The sequence below is a fragment of the Microbacterium sp. LWH11-1.2 genome (assembly GCF_038397745.1).
Classification (GTDB): domain Bacteria; phylum Actinomycetota; class Actinomycetes; order Actinomycetales; family Microbacteriaceae; genus Microbacterium.
The window spans coordinates 616,554-631,616 of record NZ_CP151636.1 but is presented as its reverse complement, the minus strand read 5'-3'; the positions used below and the strand labels follow the sequence as shown (position 1 = coordinate 631,616).

At 69.7% G+C, this 15,063-nt stretch carries 14 protein-coding genes; 13 read left to right on the top strand and 1 reads right to left on the bottom strand.

Annotated features, from left to right (window positions below):
* The first annotated feature begins 13 nt into the window (after positions 1-13).
* The 12 genes from MRBLWH11_RS02920 (at position 14) to MRBLWH11_RS02865 (ending at position 13,393) form a co-directional block, all read left to right on the top strand.
* Positions 14-1,363 carry a cytosine permease gene (locus tag MRBLWH11_RS02920; protein WP_341946614.1) on the top strand — a complete coding sequence of 450 codons (1,350 nt, stop codon included), beginning with the start codon at positions 14-16 and terminating at the stop codon, positions 1,361-1,363.
* A complete protein-coding gene (locus MRBLWH11_RS02915; protein WP_341946613.1) occupies positions 1,360-2,496 on the top strand; it encodes a DUF917 domain-containing protein in 1,137 nt (378 codons plus the stop codon). Before MRBLWH11_RS02920 ends, MRBLWH11_RS02915 begins: the two co-directional genes overlap by 4 nt.
* Positions 2,496-4,043: a hydantoinase/oxoprolinase family protein gene (locus MRBLWH11_RS02910; RefSeq protein WP_341946612.1), complete on the top strand. Its 1,548-nt coding sequence runs from the start codon at positions 2,496-2,498 to the stop codon at positions 4,041-4,043. The genes MRBLWH11_RS02915 and MRBLWH11_RS02910 overlap by 1 nt, the downstream gene beginning before the upstream one ends.
* Before the next feature lie 89 nt (positions 4,044-4,132).
* Entirely contained in the window at positions 4,133-4,588 is a 456-nt protein-coding gene (locus MRBLWH11_RS02905) for an SRPBCC family protein (protein WP_116636035.1), read from the top strand.
* A gap of 163 nt (positions 4,589-4,751) precedes the next feature.
* Positions 4,752-5,048, top strand: a complete 297-nt coding sequence (locus tag MRBLWH11_RS02900; RefSeq protein WP_341946611.1) for a hypothetical protein — start codon at positions 4,752-4,754, stop codon at positions 5,046-5,048.
* An 83-nt stretch (positions 5,049-5,131) separates the two neighbouring features.
* Positions 5,132-8,011, top strand: coding sequence for an AAA family ATPase (locus MRBLWH11_RS02895; RefSeq protein WP_341946610.1), 2,880 nt, complete (start codon positions 5,132-5,134; stop codon positions 8,009-8,011).
* Positions 8,012-8,085: 74 nt separating this feature from the next.
* Positions 8,086-8,289 (top strand): cold-shock protein, encoded by a 204-nt coding sequence (locus MRBLWH11_RS02890; protein ID WP_017831237.1) that lies wholly within the window; start codon positions 8,086-8,088, stop codon positions 8,287-8,289.
* A 187-nt stretch (positions 8,290-8,476) separates the two neighbouring features.
* A complete protein-coding gene (locus tag MRBLWH11_RS02885; protein ID WP_116636032.1) occupies positions 8,477-9,502 on the top strand; it encodes an iron-siderophore ABC transporter substrate-binding protein in 1,026 nt (341 codons plus the stop codon).
* 31 nt (positions 9,503-9,533) lie between these two features.
* Positions 9,534-10,577, top strand: a complete 1,044-nt coding sequence (locus MRBLWH11_RS02880) for an iron ABC transporter permease (protein ID WP_341946609.1) — start codon at positions 9,534-9,536, stop codon at positions 10,575-10,577.
* Positions 10,574-11,647, top strand: a complete 1,074-nt coding sequence (locus tag MRBLWH11_RS02875) for an iron chelate uptake ABC transporter family permease subunit (protein WP_116636030.1) — start codon at positions 10,574-10,576, stop codon at positions 11,645-11,647. Before MRBLWH11_RS02880 ends, MRBLWH11_RS02875 begins: the two co-directional genes overlap by 4 nt.
* On the top strand, positions 11,644-12,444 hold the full coding sequence (locus tag MRBLWH11_RS02870; protein WP_116636029.1) for an ABC transporter ATP-binding protein: 801 nt from the start codon (positions 11,644-11,646) through the stop codon (positions 12,442-12,444). Before MRBLWH11_RS02875 ends, MRBLWH11_RS02870 begins: the two co-directional genes overlap by 4 nt.
* Positions 12,434-13,393 carry a siderophore-interacting protein gene (locus tag MRBLWH11_RS02865; RefSeq protein ID WP_341946608.1) on the top strand — a complete coding sequence of 320 codons (960 nt, stop codon included), beginning with the start codon at positions 12,434-12,436 and terminating at the stop codon, positions 13,391-13,393. The genes MRBLWH11_RS02870 and MRBLWH11_RS02865 overlap by 11 nt, the downstream gene beginning before the upstream one ends.
* Before the next feature lie 149 nt (positions 13,394-13,542).
* Here the strand turns inward: MRBLWH11_RS02865 and MRBLWH11_RS02860 are convergent, their stop codons facing one another.
* A complete protein-coding gene (locus tag MRBLWH11_RS02860) occupies positions 13,543-14,385 on the bottom strand; it encodes an alpha/beta hydrolase (protein WP_341946607.1) in 843 nt (280 codons plus the stop codon).
* Positions 14,386-14,481: 96 nt separating this feature from the next.
* On the opposite strand from MRBLWH11_RS02860, the gene MRBLWH11_RS02855 reads away from it, so the two are divergent.
* Positions 14,482-15,051: a TetR/AcrR family transcriptional regulator gene (locus MRBLWH11_RS02855; RefSeq protein WP_341946606.1), complete on the top strand. Its 570-nt coding sequence runs from the start codon at positions 14,482-14,484 to the stop codon at positions 15,049-15,051.
* Positions 15,052-15,063: the final 12 nt, after the last annotated feature.

Genomic DNA, 15,063 nt, shown 5'->3' with positions numbered 1-15,063 from the left:
CGAAGGAAAGACAATGACCACTGACGACTACGAGCACGGTGTCGTGCCCCAGGACCAGCGCAAGGGTTGGCTCTCGATCGCGACCATCTGGATCGCCATCGGCATCGATCTCTCCGGCGCCTTCCTCGGCGTCGCGCTCGCTTCCGGCATGGCGTTCTGGCCGGCCATCTGGGCGACGATCGCCGGTTCGCTCCTCCTCGGACTCATCGCGATCGCGACGTCATACGTCGGCGCTGTGACAGGGCTGTCGAGTGCGATGATCTCGCGCGCCGTGTTCGGCAAGGTGGGAGGCGGCATCCTGGCCTTCGCGATGTCGATCAGCCTGCTCGGTTGGTTCGCGGTGCAGGCCGGCTTCTTCGGCACGAATGCCCAGATTGCCTTCACCGAGTTCACGGGCATGGACATCCCCGTGCCGATCTTCACCGGAATCGGCGGTGTGCTGATGGCGGTCACGGCGTTCTGGGGCTACCGCTCGATCAACAAGCTCAGCATGCTCGCCGTTCCGCTGCTCCTCCTGCTTCTGCTCGTGAGCATCGTCGTCGCCTTCTCCATGAACGGTACGGCGGCTCTCGACGCCCCGGTCGAGAGCCTGTACAGCTTCGGCGGCGCGATCTCCCTGGTGATGAGCCTCTTCATCCTCGGCGTGGCCACCGCCCCCGATATGGCGCGCTGGGCGAAGACCCCGAAGCACGCCATGCTCTCCGGGTTCGTCGGCTTCTTCTTCGGCAACTCGATCATCATCGTCGTCTCGGTCGTGCTCGCGCGGATCATGGACGGCACCGAGCTCATGGCGATCTTCTTCGCGCTCGGCCTCGGCGCCGTCGCTGTGGTCGTGCTGATCCTCGCCCAGTGGACCACGAACACGACGAACCTGTACTCGGCGGGTCTCGCGTTCGCGGCCATCAGCGCCCGAATCGACCGCCGTACCGCCACCGTCGTACTCGGCATCATCGGCATAGCCGTCGGCGTGATCGGTGCCGCGGACTATTTCGTCGAATTCATCCTCGTGATCGGCATCGTCATCGCGCCGTTCGGGGGTGTCTACGTCGCAGCGTTCGCCTCCGGCCGCAAGGGGCCTCGCTGGGCACATGGCGCGGCCGTCCCCACGGTCGACGTCTGGTCGATCGCAGCGTGGCTCGTCGGCATCCTCGTCGCGGTGGCGACGACGGATCCGAGCCACGGCCCGGGTTTCGGCTGGTTCACGTTGACGGCGGTCCCGGCTCTCGACGGCCTGATCGTCGGCTTCCTGGTCTACCTCGCGCTGGTCCCGCTGCGTCGGAAGGTGGAGCCGGATGCCGCGGCATCCGCCCCGGTCGCGAGCGAGGAACAGCCCGCCCGCCTCGACGGCGGGGTGAGCGCATGACGGGCGCGCAGATCACCGAAGCGGACATCGACGAGATCGCCCTCGGCGCCGCGGTGCTGGGCACAGGTGGCGGAGGAGACCCGCACGTCGGGTCGCTCATGGCGAAGCGCCTGATCCGTCTGCACGGACCGGTCGCCCTCCGCGCGGTCGACGACCTCACCGATGACGACTTCGTGATTCCGATCGGCGGCATCGGCGCGCCGTCGGTGAGCGTGGAGCGGATCCAGGCGGAGTCGGAACTGCTCGCGGCGCTCTCCGCGATCGAGCGTGCCGTCGGCCGCCGCCCCACCGCGGTGATGCCGATCGAGGTCGGCGGCGGCAACTCGATGATCCCCATCGCGACGGCCGCGCTCGCCGGTCTTCCCGTCGTCGACGGCGACGCGATGGGCCGGGCGTTCCCCGAGGCGCAGATGGTGACCTTCCATCTCGCGGGATACGGACCCGGCGCCACCGTCATGGTCGATCATCACGGCAACGAGGTCGTCAGCCGGCCTGTCGACGGCGCGTGGTCCGAGCGCATCGCCCGCGCTGTGACGGTCGAGATGGGGGGAGGAGCGACGATGATCGACTACGCCTACGGAGGCGACGTCGTGCGGGAGTGCGCGATCCCCGGCACGCTCACCCTGGCGAAGCGCATCGGCCGCATCCTGCGCGGACGGGATGCCGGGGGCGACGAGCTCCGCGACGACGAGCGCATCGACGCCCTCTGCGCTGATCTCGACGCGGTGCGCCTCTTCGAAGGCAAGGTCGCCGACCTGCAGCGCGCGGTGGACGGCGGGTTCACCCGCGGCGCCGCCGAGCTCGACGGCGTGGGAGCAGACCGGGGCAGCGCGCTCCGTCTCGACTTCCAGAACGAGATGCTGCTCGCGCGTCGCGACGGTGCGCTCGCCGCGGTCACCCCCGACCTCATCGCGGTGCTGGACCTCGCCACCGGAATGCCCATCACCACCGAGTCGCTGCGCTACGGCGCCCGCGTCGCGGTGATCGCGATCCCGTGCCACGAGAAGTGGCGCACGCCGATGGGGCTCCTCACCGCAGGGCCTGCGCACTTCGGATATGACGTCGACTGGATCCCGGTCGAGGACATCCTCCGCCCCGGCAAGGGGCGGGACGCCGAAGGGAAGGCCGCCTGATGGTCGGGTACCGGATCGGGATCGACGTCGGCGGAACAAACACGGATGCCGTGATCCTCGACGACCGCCTCGCCGTCGTGGCCTCGGTCAAGCGTCCGACGACCCGCGACACCGGCGAAGGGGTCGCCGACGCGATCGACGCCGTGCTGGCGGCATCCGGCGTCGACCCCGCCCTCGTGGCGCACGCGATGCTCGGCACCACGCACTGCACCAACGCCATCGTCGAGCGCCGCGGACTCGGTCGCGTCGGCATCCTGCGTCTCGGCGCCCCGGCGACGACCGCCGTACCGCCGCTCGAGGGCTGGCCCGCCGACCTGCGAGAGGCGATCGGCGACCACGCGTACCTGCTGCCCGGCGGGTTCGAGGTCGACGGCCGCCTGTTGGCTCCGCTCGACGAGCGGGCGGTTCGCGAGGCGTGCGCTCGCATGCGCGGTGAGGTCGACGCCGTGGCGGTCGTCGGGGTGTTCTCGCCCATCGACGAGAGCCAGGAGGAGCGCGTCGCCGAGATCGTCGCGGAGGAACTGCGAGTGCCGGTCTCGCGTTCGGCGCGCATCGGCTCGCTCGGACTCCTCGAGCGCGAGAACGCGACCGTGCTCAACGCGGCGCTCATGCAGACGCTCACCCGGATGGCCGGCGGTTTCGTGGCGGCGCTGCGTGCGCGCGGCATCCCGGCGACGCCGTACTTCGGCCAGAACGACGGCACGCTCATGCAGCTCGAGTACGCGCTGGAGTTCCCGGTGCTGACGATCGGCTGCGGGCCGACGAATTCCATCCGCGGGGCGGCACATCTCTCGGGGGCGACGGACGCGCTCGTCGTCGACATCGGCGGCACCACGACCGACATCGGAGTGCTCGTCGACGGCTTCCCTCGTCAGTCGGCGCACGCGGTGGAGATCGGCGGCATCCGCACGAACTTCCGGATGCCGGATGTGCTCTCGGTCGGACTCGGCGGCGGCACGATCGTCCGCACGGACGGCAACAGCGTCACAGTCGGCCCTGACAGCGTCGGCTACCGTCTCCCGGAGGAGGGGCTCGCCTTCGGCGGCTCCACTCTCACCGCGACCGACATCGCGCTCGCCGTCGGCGGCGCGGAGATCGAGGGGCTGACCGCTCCGGACGTCGAGGCAGGTCTCGGCTCGGTGGCCTGGGCGGCGATGCGCGCGATCCTCGAGGACTCGATCGACCGCATGAAGCCGAACGCCGCCCCGGTGCCGGTGATCCTCGTCGGCGGTGGAGGCATCATCGCGCCCGCCGAGCTCGAGGGGGTCTCGACCCTGATCCGCCCGGATCACTTCGGCGCGGCGAACGCGGTCGGTGCCGCGCTGGGCGAGGTCGCGGGCCAGATCGAGAAGATCTACCGCGCGGATCCTTCGGACCGTCGTGCCTCGCGAGCGGATGCCGCCGCCGAGGCGACCGAGCGGGCGAGGCTCGCCGGTGCCGACCCCGCGACGATCGAGGTGGTGGCGGTCGAGGAGCTTCCGGTCGCCTACTCCGACGGGACCGCGGTGCTCATCCGCGCGCGAGCGGTGGGGCGGCTGGCAGCCTGATCGCTCACCGCAGTGTCAACCCCATCGCCCTTCCTTCTCGTGTGCTGCTGAATGGCAGGACACGAGAGACGAGCAGTGAGGAGCATCACATGGTGCAGATCATCGAGACCATCGACGTCGACGTTCCCGTCGACGTCGCATACAACCAGTGGACCCAGTTCGAGAGCTTCCCGAAGTTCCTCGACGAGGTCGAGTCGATCACGCAGACCGGCGACACCCACACCCACTGGAAGGTCAAGGTGGGTGGCATCGAGCGCGAGTTCGACGCCGAGATCACCGAGCAGCACCCCGACGAGCGCGTTGCGTGGACCAGCACCGGTGGCGAGACCGAGCACGCGGGAGCGGTGACGTTCCACAAGCTCACCGAGACGTCCACGCGCGTGACCGTGCAGATCGACTGGGAGCCCGAGGGGCTTCTCGAGAAGCTCGGCTCCCTGGTGGGAGCGGGCTCGCACGCGGTGAAGAAGGACCTGAAGAACTTCAAGGAGTTCATCGAGGGCCGAGGCGCCGAGACCGGCGCCTGGCGCGGTGACGTCGAGGCCTGACCGCCCGGCGGTATCGGGGCCCGGCTGCAGCTTCCTGCTGCATCCGGGCCTCTTCTGTGCGCGCACCTAGGCATCGGCATCCGAAAGATAGGGCATCCGCCCGATCCGGCCGGTGCACCTCAGAGCGGAGTGTAGGGATACAGCGAACCGCCGAGGAGAAATCATGTTCGAGCACCCGTATCTCAGCCACCAGGTCACCACCTTCGAGCAGGAGCAGGTCGTACGCGCCGCCGAGCGGCGTCTCTTCCTGCAGGAGCACGCCGACCAGATCGTGCCGCGTCCGGCGGGCGCGATCCGTCGGATGCTGCACCGGATCGTCGCCGGGCGGACCGATGCGGCGCCGCGCGCGGCGCAGCCGGCCACGAGCGTCCGATCGGGGAGCGCCCGCGCCCCGAAGGCCCGCGCCGTCGAGGACTGCGTCCGCGTCGGATGCGAGACGGCGACCGCGACAGCGCGGTGACCGTTCCGGTGGACGTCAGCGCACCGTCTCTGCCGGGAGCGGACGCGACCCCGGATGTCCCCGGGGAGTGGCACGATGTTCCCATGCCCTCGTCCGCTCCGAGCGTCGTGATGGTCGGCCGCGACGCCGACCTGGCCGAGGTGCGCCGTCTGTTCGACATCGCGCGCGACGGCGTCCCCGCCGCCCTCCTGGTCGAGGGCGAGGCCGGCATCGGCAAGTCACGGCTGCTCCGCGAGTTCGGGGTCGAGATCGACCGCACCGCCGATGTGCACGTCGGCTGGTGCCTCGACCTCGGCGCCTCTCGCACGCCGTACGGCCCGCTCACGGGCATCCTCCGTTCTATCGTGACCCGCATGGGAGTCGAGCGCGTCCGCGACGCGGTCGGCGTGGGCGTCGAGGCACTCGGCATGCTGCTCCCCGAGCTCGCGTCGGGTCCGACCGATCGCGAGCGCACGAGTCCGGAGCGCCTTCGCGACGCGATCGCCTCGCTCATCGAAGCGGCCGCGGAAGCCGCTCCGCAGGTGCTCGTCGTGGAAGACCTGCACTGGGCCGACGAGTCCACGCTCGCCATCCTCTCCTTCCTCCTGCGCGCCCTGAGCCGCGGGCGCATCCTGCTGCTGATCACCTGCCGCACCGACGACGTGCGCCGCGGCGATGCCGTGAGCCGTTTCGTCGGCGAGGCCACGCGTTCGCGCCTGCTCGAGCGGCTGCCCCTGACCCGGCTCGACGAAGACGCCACGCGCCTGCTCGCCGAGCAGATCACCGGGCATGCGATCAGCGAGACCGCCCTCGAGCGCATGCAGGAGCGCGCGGAAGGGGTCCCCTTCTTCATCGAGGAGATCGCCGGATGCGCGAAGGGGTCGCTGCCCGACAGTCTCCGCGACCTGCTGCTCGCGCGGTTCGACCGCCTGGGCGACGACGCACGGCACGTCGTGCAGGTCGTCTCCGGCGCCGAGCGGCCCCTGTCGCATCCGCTGGTCGTCCGCCTCGCCGATCTGCCCGAGCTGCGGCTGGAAGACGCCCTGCGCGAAGCCACGCGCAGCGGCATCCTCGTGGTCGTCGACGACGACTACCGGTTCCGGCACGCGCTGCTGCGCGAGGCCGTGCACGACGATCTGCTCCCGGGCGAGCGGGCCCGGCTGCACCGCGCCTATGCCGAGACGCTCGAGGCCGCGTGTGCGGGCACCGACAGCGGCGACGCCGCGGCCCTGGCGTATCACTGGCAGCTCGCGCAGGACGACCGTCGCGCGCTCATCGCCGCTGCGCACGCGATGCGCCATGCGAAGGCCCGGTACGCCTTCGCGAGCGCCGCCCGCTTCGGTGAACTGGTCTTGGAGCTGTGGCCTCAGGTGGCGGATGCTCCGGATGCCGCGGGCATCGAGCGCCTCGAGCTCCTGCTGATGCTCGGCTCGATCCTCCGCAACGCGGGCGACGGCGAGCGCGCGCTCTCGGTCGTGAACCTGGCGCTGGGCGAGCTCGACCCGATGACCGTCGACCAGCGCCTGCACGCGCGTCTGCTGCGCGACAAGGCGTACTACACGATGAATCTGGGCCGTCCAGGGGCGATCCCGCTGCTGCAGGAGTCGCTGGCCGTGCTCGGCGACCGTGCCGACGACGACCGCCTTCGGGCGACGATACTGAACACGCTCGCGAGTCGGCACATGATCGCCGGTCACCTCGATCTGAGCTTCCGGCTCGGTGTCGAGGCCGGTGAGATCGCCCGACGTGCGGAGTCGGACGACGAGGCGTCGATCGCGGCGAACGTCCGGGGAGCGTCGCTGTCGCACCAGGGCCGCATCGAGGAGGGCTCCCGAGAGTACGAGCTCGCCAGGACCCTCGGCCGCGGATCGACCGCCGAACTGAAGTACCGGGTGAACTACTCCGACCTGCTCACGCTGCTCGGTCGCTACCGTGAGGCCGTGCAGCTGGCCGAGGAAGGGCTGGCCCGCTCGCGCACCTACGGGGTCGAACGCACCTCCGGCTCGGTGATGACGCAGAACATGGCCGTGCCGCTGCTGGAGCTCGGTGAGATCGAGCGCGTCGAGGAGATGCTCGCCCGCGAGCTCGCGCAGAGCACGCTGCGCGTGTTCCGCATGTACACCACGATGACGCGAGTGCGTGTGCTGTCGTGGCGCGGACGACACGAGGAAGCCGCCGAGCTGCTCATCGAATCCCTGCCGGCCTTCCGCGAGACGGGCACCGTCGAACGGCAGATCTGGTACGACATCACCGTGATGCAGGTCTCCGTGGCTGAGAGCGCCGGAGACCTGGACGGTGCTCTCGACGTGATCCTCGCGATGCTGGCCGACGAGGGGCCGGCACTGCTCCACCAGCGTCGGATCCTGCTCCAGTCCGGGTGGATCATCGCCGAGCTGCGTGCCGCCGGCGAAGACGTCGGAGCCGCGGTCGAGACGATCCGCGCGGCGTGGGCCGCCCAGACCTCGGAGCTGCGGGTCTCGGTCTGGTCCGACATCCTGCACGCATTCCTGGAGCCCACGGGCGAGGCGCTCGCCGCGGCGGTCGCGCTCGCCGACGGCGACGACGTGCCGGTCGTCTTCCGTGCCGCGGCGCGGCTCGAGCTCGCTCGCCTTCGCGTGAGCGAGGGAGACCGCACCGGGGCCGCACGGGTGCTCGCCGAGGCCGCCGACATCGCCGATCGCCTCGGGCACGTGCAGCTGCAGCGGTCCGTCGCGACCTTCGCCGACGCTGCGGGGCTCAGCACCTCTCCCTCCGCGACGGATGCCGACCTCCTCACCGCCCGGGAACGCCAGGTGCTCGAGCTGATCGCCGAGGGGCTGAGCAACCGTCAGATCGGCGAGCGGCTGTTCATCAGCGTCAAGACCGTGAGCGTCCACGTGTCGGCGGTGCTGCGCAAACTCGGCGTGAGCACGCGCACGGAAGCGGCCCTGATCCAACAGAATCCGAGGTTCACTGCTGCGCGTCAGCCAGCCGTGGTACCTTGAGCAAGCGCGCGTGTCGGATGTTCCGACTCGGCGTAGGCCGTGAGAACGGCTAAGTCAACAGAAAGTAGAAACACATGGCCACTGGCACTGTGAAATGGTTCAACGCGGAAAAGGGCTTCGGCTTCATCGCTCCCGATGACGGCTCGGACGACCTTTTCGCCCACTACTCGGCTATCGCCGGCTCCGGTTTCAAGGAGCTCCGCGAGAACCAGAAGGTCGAATTCGACGCTGAGCGTGGCCCCAAGGGCATGCAGGCGGCGAACATCCGCGCTCTCTGAGCGCGCGCTGACTTCCTGAACCGGTCGGGTCCTTCGGGGCCCGGCCGGTTTTTCGTGCGCCGGCTTCAAACGTCGGCCTCGGGACTGAGGCTTGCCTAACTTTCTGTTAGATTAGGCCAGGCTTACCAAAGCCTCGGCGCGGATCCCGCGCCGGACCCCCCTCATCCCGAACCCGAAGGGAACGCCTGTGCGCACCTCCCGTCTCCTCGCCATCGGCGCCGCGGCCGCACTCGCCGTCGGCCTCGCCGCGTGCTCGTCCAACGCCCCGGAGTCGACCGCCTCCGCCGGCGGCAACCCGGCATCCGACGATGCGTTCCCCGTCACGGTGGAGCACGTCTACGGCGAGACCACCATCGAGAAGAAGCCCGAGCGCGTCGCGACGGTCGCCTGGGCCAACCACGAGGTGCCCCTCGCCCTCGGCATCGTGCCCGTCGGCATGAGCAAGGCCGCCTGGGGCGACGATGACGACAACGGCATCCTCCCCTGGGTCGAGGAGAAGCTCGACGAGCTCGGCGGTGAGGAGCCCGTGCTCTTCGACGAGACCGACGGCATCGACTACGAGGCCGTGGCCGACACCGCTCCCGACGTGATCCTCGCCTCGTACTCCGGACTCACCCAGGAGGAGTACGACACCCTCTCCAAGATCGCTCCCGTCATCGCCTACCCCGAGGTCGCCTGGGGCACGCCGGTCGACGAGATGATCGAGATGAACGCGAAGGCACTCGGCCTCGAGGCCGAGGGCGAGGCGCTGATCGAAGACCTGCACGCCGACGCGGATGCCGCGCTCGAGGCGAACAGCGCGCTGTTGGACAAGAAGGTCCTGTTCTCATACATCGACCCGACCGACCTCAGCCAGGTCGGCTACTACACCGCGATCGACACGCGCCCGGGCTACATCCACGAGCTCGGCCTGCCGTTCCCCTCGATCGTCGAGGACAACGCCGACAGCGATCAGTTCTACCTCACGGTCAGCTCGGAAGAGGCCGCGAAGTTCGACGACGTCGACCTCTTCATCACCTATGGCGACGATTCGATCATCCCGCTGCTGCAGGCCGACCCGCTGCTGTCGAAGATCCCCGCCATCGCCGAAGGACGCATCGCGGTGCTCCCCGACTCCTCGCCGATCGCGGCATCCGCCAACCCGTCCCCGCTGTCGATCCCGTGGGGTCTCGGCGACTACCTCGCCCTGCTGGCGGCTCCGCTGGCCCCGTAATCCCACGTCCGCATCCGCGGAGTGAGTTTCAGTGACCTCAGCAACAGCCATCGCGCCGGACGCCGCAGATCTGCGGCGTCCGGCGCCGGTGCGCACCCTCTGGCTTCTCGCCGGGGTCGGACTCCTGCTCGTCCTCAGCATCCTGTCGATCTCCTTCGGTGTGCGCGCCGTGACGTTCGACGACATCGTCGCGGCCCTCGGCGGCCGGACCGACACCATCGAGCAGGCCGCGATCGTCAAGCGCATCCCGCGCACGGTGCTCGCGCTCCTCGTGGGGGCGGCCCTCGCCCTCTCGGGGGCGACCATGCAGGCCGTGACGCGCAACCCCGTCGCCGATCCCGGCATCCTCGGCGTCTCGAACGGCGCCTCGCTCGCGGTCGTGGTGGGGATCGCCTTCTTCGGCCTCAGCAACCCGTTCGGGCAGATGGGCTTCGCCATCGTCGGCGCGGCGGTCGCTGCGGTCTTCGTCTACACCGTCGGCTCGCTCGGTCGCGGCGGCGCCACGCCCCTCAAACTCGCGCTCGCCGGGGCTGCCACCTCGGCCGCGTTCGCCTCCCTCATCAGCGCCGTGATGCTCCCGCGCGTCGACCTGCTGCAGACCTTCCAGTCCTGGCAGATCGGCGGCGTCGGCGGTGCGGAGTGGCCGCGCATCGCGCTCACCGCGCCGGTCCTCGCGGTCGGTGCGCTCATCTGCCTCCTCTGCTCGCGTGGGATGAACTCGCTCGCTCTCGGCGACGACATGGCCAAGGGACTCGGTGAGCACGTCTTCCGCACCCGGCTGATGTCGGCTCTGGGGGCCGTCATCCTCGCGGGTGCCGCCACCGCGATCGCCGGACCGATCGGCTTCGTCGGGCTCGTCGTCCCGCACATCTGCCGGATGCTGATCGGCACCGACCACCGCTGGCTGCTGCCGTTCTCGGCCCTCGCGGGAGCCGCGCTGCTGACCGCGAGCGACATCGTCGGCCGGGTGATCGCGCCGTCATTCGAGGAGATCCAGGTCGGCATCATCACGGCGATCATCGGAGCCCCGTTCTTCATCTGGATCGTCCGTCGTCAGAAGGTGCGTGAGCTGTGAGCACGACCGAGCACACCCTGCACCGCTCCGACGAGTCGGCTGCGCACCGCACCGCGCGTGTGGTGGCGGGCCGTCGAGCCCGTCACCGCCGCCATGCGACGGCGACGATCGTGCTCGGCGCCGTGCTCTTCGCGCTGTTCGCCACGGCGCTCATGGTCGGCAACACGTTCTACACGCCCGACGAAGTGATCCGCGTGATCCTCGGCGAGACCGTCCCCGGCGCATCGTTCACGGTGGGCGACCTGCGTCTGCCCCGCGCGATCCTGGCGGTCCTCACCGGGATCGGCTTCGGCATCGCGGGAGTCGCCTTCCAGACGCTGCTGCGCAACCCGCTGGCGTCCCCCGACATCATCGGCATCTCGAACGGCGCCAGCGCAGCCGCGGTCTTCGGCATCATCGTCCTCTCGGCAGGCGGCCCCGTGGTCTCGCTGCTCGCGCTCGGCGGCGCCCTCGTCACCGCTCTCACGATCTACCTGCTGTCGATCAAGGGCGGCTTCGCCGGCACGCGCCTCATCCTGATCGGGATCGGCGTGGCGCTGATGCTGCAGAGCGTCATCTCGTATCTGCTGTCGCGTGCACCGAACTGGGACATCCAGGTCGCGATGCAGTGGCTCACCGGCAGCCTGAACAACGCCTCCTGGGAGCGCGTCCTGCCGATCGCGATCGCCTCGGCGCTGATCGTGCCCTTCCTGCTGCTGCAGGGACGCGCGCTCGGGGCGATGCAGCTGGGAGACGACTCGGCGGCGGGCCTCGGGGTGCGCGTGAACTCCACGCGGCTGCTGTTCATCCTCAGCGCCGTCGCCCTGCTCGCCTTCGCGACCGCGGCGACCGGTCCGATCGCCTTCGTGTCGTTCATGGCCGGTCCGATCGCCGCACGCCTCACCGGCCCCGGCGCGAATCTCCTCCTGCCGAGCGCGTTCGTCGGCGCGGTGCTCGTGCTCGGCGGCGACCTCATCGCGCAGTTCGCGCTCGGCACGCGTTACCCGGTGGGCGTCGTCACCGGCGTGCTGGGCGCTCCGTACCTGATCTATCTCCTCATCCGCACCAACCGCTCCGGGGGTTCGCTATGACCGTCTCGCACACTCTGTCGGCGGAGGGGGTGACCCTCGCCTACGGCGATCGCACCATCATCGACGGCCTCGACCTGCAGATCGCGCCCGGCAAGATCACGACCATCGTCGGAGCGAACGGATGCGGCAAGTCGACGCTGCTGCGTTCGCTCGCGCGTCTGCTCTCTCCCACGGCGGGGCAGATCGTGCTCGACGGCACCTCGGTGCACGCGCGTCCCACCAAAGAGGTCGCGCGCATCCTCGGTCTGCTGCCGCAGTCGCCGATCGCGCCGGAGGGCATCGCCGTCGCCGACCTCGTCGGACGGGGACGCCACCCGCATCAGAAGGCACTCGCCCGGTGGAGCGCCCACGACTACGAGGTCGTGGCGGATGCGCTCGAGGCGACCGGGGTCTCCGACCTCGCCGACCGCAGCGTCGACGAGCTCTCGGGCGGACAGCGCCAGCGTGTGTGGATCGCGATGGCGCTCGCGCAGGAGACCGACATCCTGCTGCTCGACGAGCCGACGACGTTCCTCGACGTGGCGCACCAGATCGAGGTGCTCGACCTGCTCACCGACCTGAGCGTCTCGCGCGGCACGACGATCGTCATGGTGCTGCACGACCTCAACATGGCCGCGCGGTACGCCGACGAGCTCGTCGCGATGAAGGCCGGGCGGGTGCATGCCACCGGCGCCCCGCACGAGGTCATCACCGCCGACATCGTGGAAGAGGTCTTCGGCCTCGCCAACCAGATCACGACCGACCCGGTTTCCGGAAAGCCGATGGTCACACCTATCGGGAGGCATCATGTCCGCTGAGACGACCATCACCGACCGCCCCACCTACATCCTCACCCGCGCCGAGGTGCGCGCGGTCGATCGCGTCTCGCCCTCCTTCGTCCGGGTGACGTTCGGGGGCGACGAGCTGTCCGAGTTCGGCACGCCGGGCGAGGTCTTCGACTCCCGCATCAAGCTCGTCTTCCCGCCGGCATCCGGCATCCTGCCTCCGATCGATCGGTCCTCGCACGACTGGTGGGGCTCGTACCTCGCCGTTCCGGAGGAGGAGCGCGGTTCGATGCGCACCTACTCCGTGCGCGAGCTGCGGGTGACCGAGGCCGGCACCGAGGTCGTCGTGGACTTCGTGCTGCATCTGGAGCCGGGGCTGACCGGCCCCGCCTCGCTGTGGGCGAGCCGGGCCGCCGTCGGGCAGGAGCTGTTCCTGGTCGGGCCGCGCCGCGGTGTGGATGCCGATGCGCACGGCGGCGCCGAGTACGAACCGGGCAGCGCCCGCTCCGTCGTGCTCGTCGGCGACGAGACGGCGGCCCCGGCCATCGCCCGCATCCTCGAGGACGCTCCGCGCGATCTGCGCGGCGTCGCCTTCATCGAGGTGCCGACGCCGGCCGACATCCTGGCGATCGACGCGCCGTCGGACGTCGAGGTGCACTGGCTTCCGCGCGATGCCGGTGAGCTGCACGGACTGACGCTCATCCCCGCCGTGCTCGGCTACCTGGGTGACGCGGATGCCGCCGAGGAGATCCGCGTGAAGGACATCGACACCGAGGAGCTGCTCTGGGAGACGCCGGACTACTCGGGTCTCGGCGAGGACATCACGGTGGCGGATGCTCCGGCGGAGCGGTACTTCTGGATCGCGGGAGAGAGCGGCGTCGTCACGACTCTTCGTCGCCACCTGGTGAAGGACCTCGGCATCGACCGCTCGCAGGTCGCCTTCATGGGCTACTGGCGCCGCGGCGTCGCGATGCGCGGCTGAGCGACCGCCACGGTCGCATCTGCGCGTCCGTCGTGCGTGCGCGTGGCACGGACAAGTGCGCCTGACAAGGCGGGATCCGAGGATTCCGACCTTGGCAGGCGCACAAGACCTGGTGAGGCGTACAGCGCTCGACCGAACGCGGGCGGATGCTACTTCGCGAGGAAGTCCTTCAGCGCGGCGTTGACCTCGTCGGCGTGCGTCCAGAGCAGGCCGTGCGGGGCGCCCTCGACCTCGACGTAGTCGGCATCCGGCACCGCCTGGTGGAAGCGGCGGGCGGTCGCGTCGATCGGGAGGATGTTGTCCTTCGTGCCGTGCAGGATCAGCGTGGGCTTGGCGGCCGCGCGGACGGCTTCCACGTCGCCGCGGAAGTCCTCGATCCAGGAGGAGACGACCGCGTAGGCCGCGACGGGCGCGCTGCCGACGGCGACGTTCCAGCTGCCGGTGACGGCCTGCTCGCTGATGCGCGAGCCGAGGTTCTCGTCGAGGTTGTAGAAGTTCTTGTAGAAGTCGGTGAACCAGGCGAAGCGGTCGCCCTTGGCGGCTGCCTCGATGCCGTCGAAGACCTCCTGCGGAACGCCCTCGGGGTTGTCGTCGCGCTGCACGAGGAAGGGCTCGAGCGAGGCGAGGAAGGCGAGCTTGGCGACCCGGTCGTGGCCGTACTTCGCGACGTAGCGGGCGAGCTCTCCGGTGCCCATCGAGAAGCCGACGAGCACGACGTCGCGCAGATCGAGGGTTTCGAGCACGGTGTTGAGGTCGGCGGCGAAGGTGTCGTAGTCGTAGCCGGCGTTCACCTTGGACGACTGACCGAAGCCGCGGCGGTCGTAGGTGATGACGCGGTAGCCCTGGGCGAGGAGCTCGCGGGTCTGGCGCTCCCAGCTGTGGCCGTCGAGCGGGTAGCCGTGGATCAGGACGACGGGCTGGCCGGCTCCCTGGTCTTCGTAGTACAGCTCGATCGGGGTGCTGTTCTCGTTTCCGACGGTGATGTAACCCATGATGCTGATCCTTTTCGGTTCCGGTGAGAACGGTCGTTCTCGCTCGATGTGTCCAACATAGAGAACGTTCGTTCTCATGTCAAGTACACTGAGATCATGACCGAGGAAACGGTGCGTGAACAGATCCTTGCGGCGGCCGACGAGCTCTACTACCGCAAGGGATACGCGGCTGTGGGCATGGACGAGCTGCGCGCTGCCGCCGGCGTGTCGCTGCGTCGGCTGTATGGACTGTTCCCCGCCAAGAACGACATCGTCGCCGCCGTCCTGGCGCGCAAGCATGCGCAGTGGGAGTCTGGCCTGACGGCCGCGGTGACGGATGCCGGTGACGAGCCTCGCTCCCGTCTCCTCGCCGTCTACGGCTACCTCGAGGACTGGTTCTGCACCGACGACTTCCGGGGCTGCGCCTTCATCAACGCGTTCGGTGAGCTCGGCGGCACCAACCCCGAGGTCGCCGAGATCGTCCGCTCGCACAAGGCCGAGTTCCAGCAGTACATGGCCGGACTGGTCGCTGGAACCGGGGCCTCTCCGCTCCTGGCGGCGCAGCTGTCCATCCTCGCCGAGGGCGCCCAGAGCACCGCCGCGATCTCGGCCGACCCGCAGGTCGCGGTGCAGGCGCGCAGTGCCGCCGAGGTGTTGATCGACGCGGCCGTCGCGACGACCGTCTGACGGGCACCGGTC

Bases quoted from the DNA above. Each gene is read 5' to 3' on its own strand.
- MRBLWH11_RS02905 (WP_116636035.1), top strand. From the start codon at position 4,133: ATGGTGCAGATCATCGAGACCATCGACGTCGACGTTCCCGTCGACGTC.
- MRBLWH11_RS02855 (WP_341946606.1), top strand. From the start codon at position 14,482: ATGACCGAGGAAACGGTGCGTGAACAGATCCTTGCGGCGGCCGACGAG.
- MRBLWH11_RS02870 (WP_116636029.1), top strand. From the start codon at position 11,644: ATGACCGTCTCGCACACTCTGTCGGCGGAGGGGGTGACCCTCGCCTAC.
- MRBLWH11_RS02890 (WP_017831237.1), top strand. From the start codon at position 8,086: ATGGCCACTGGCACTGTGAAATGGTTCAACGCGGAAAAGGGCTTCGGC.
- MRBLWH11_RS02900 (WP_341946611.1), top strand. From the start codon at position 4,752: ATGTTCGAGCACCCGTATCTCAGCCACCAGGTCACCACCTTCGAGCAG.
- MRBLWH11_RS02920 (WP_341946614.1), top strand. From the start codon at position 14: ATGACCACTGACGACTACGAGCACGGTGTCGTGCCCCAGGACCAGCGC.
- MRBLWH11_RS02910 (WP_341946612.1), top strand. From the start codon at position 2,496: ATGGTCGGGTACCGGATCGGGATCGACGTCGGCGGAACAAACACGGAT.
- MRBLWH11_RS02895 (WP_341946610.1), top strand. From the start codon at position 5,132: ATGCCCTCGTCCGCTCCGAGCGTCGTGATGGTCGGCCGCGACGCCGAC.
- MRBLWH11_RS02915 (WP_341946613.1), top strand. From the start codon at position 1,360: ATGACGGGCGCGCAGATCACCGAAGCGGACATCGACGAGATCGCCCTC.
- MRBLWH11_RS02865 (WP_341946608.1), top strand. From the start codon at position 12,434: ATGTCCGCTGAGACGACCATCACCGACCGCCCCACCTACATCCTCACC.
- MRBLWH11_RS02860 (WP_341946607.1), bottom strand. From the start codon at position 14,385: ATGGGTTACATCACCGTCGGAAACGAGAACAGCACCCCGATCGAGCTG.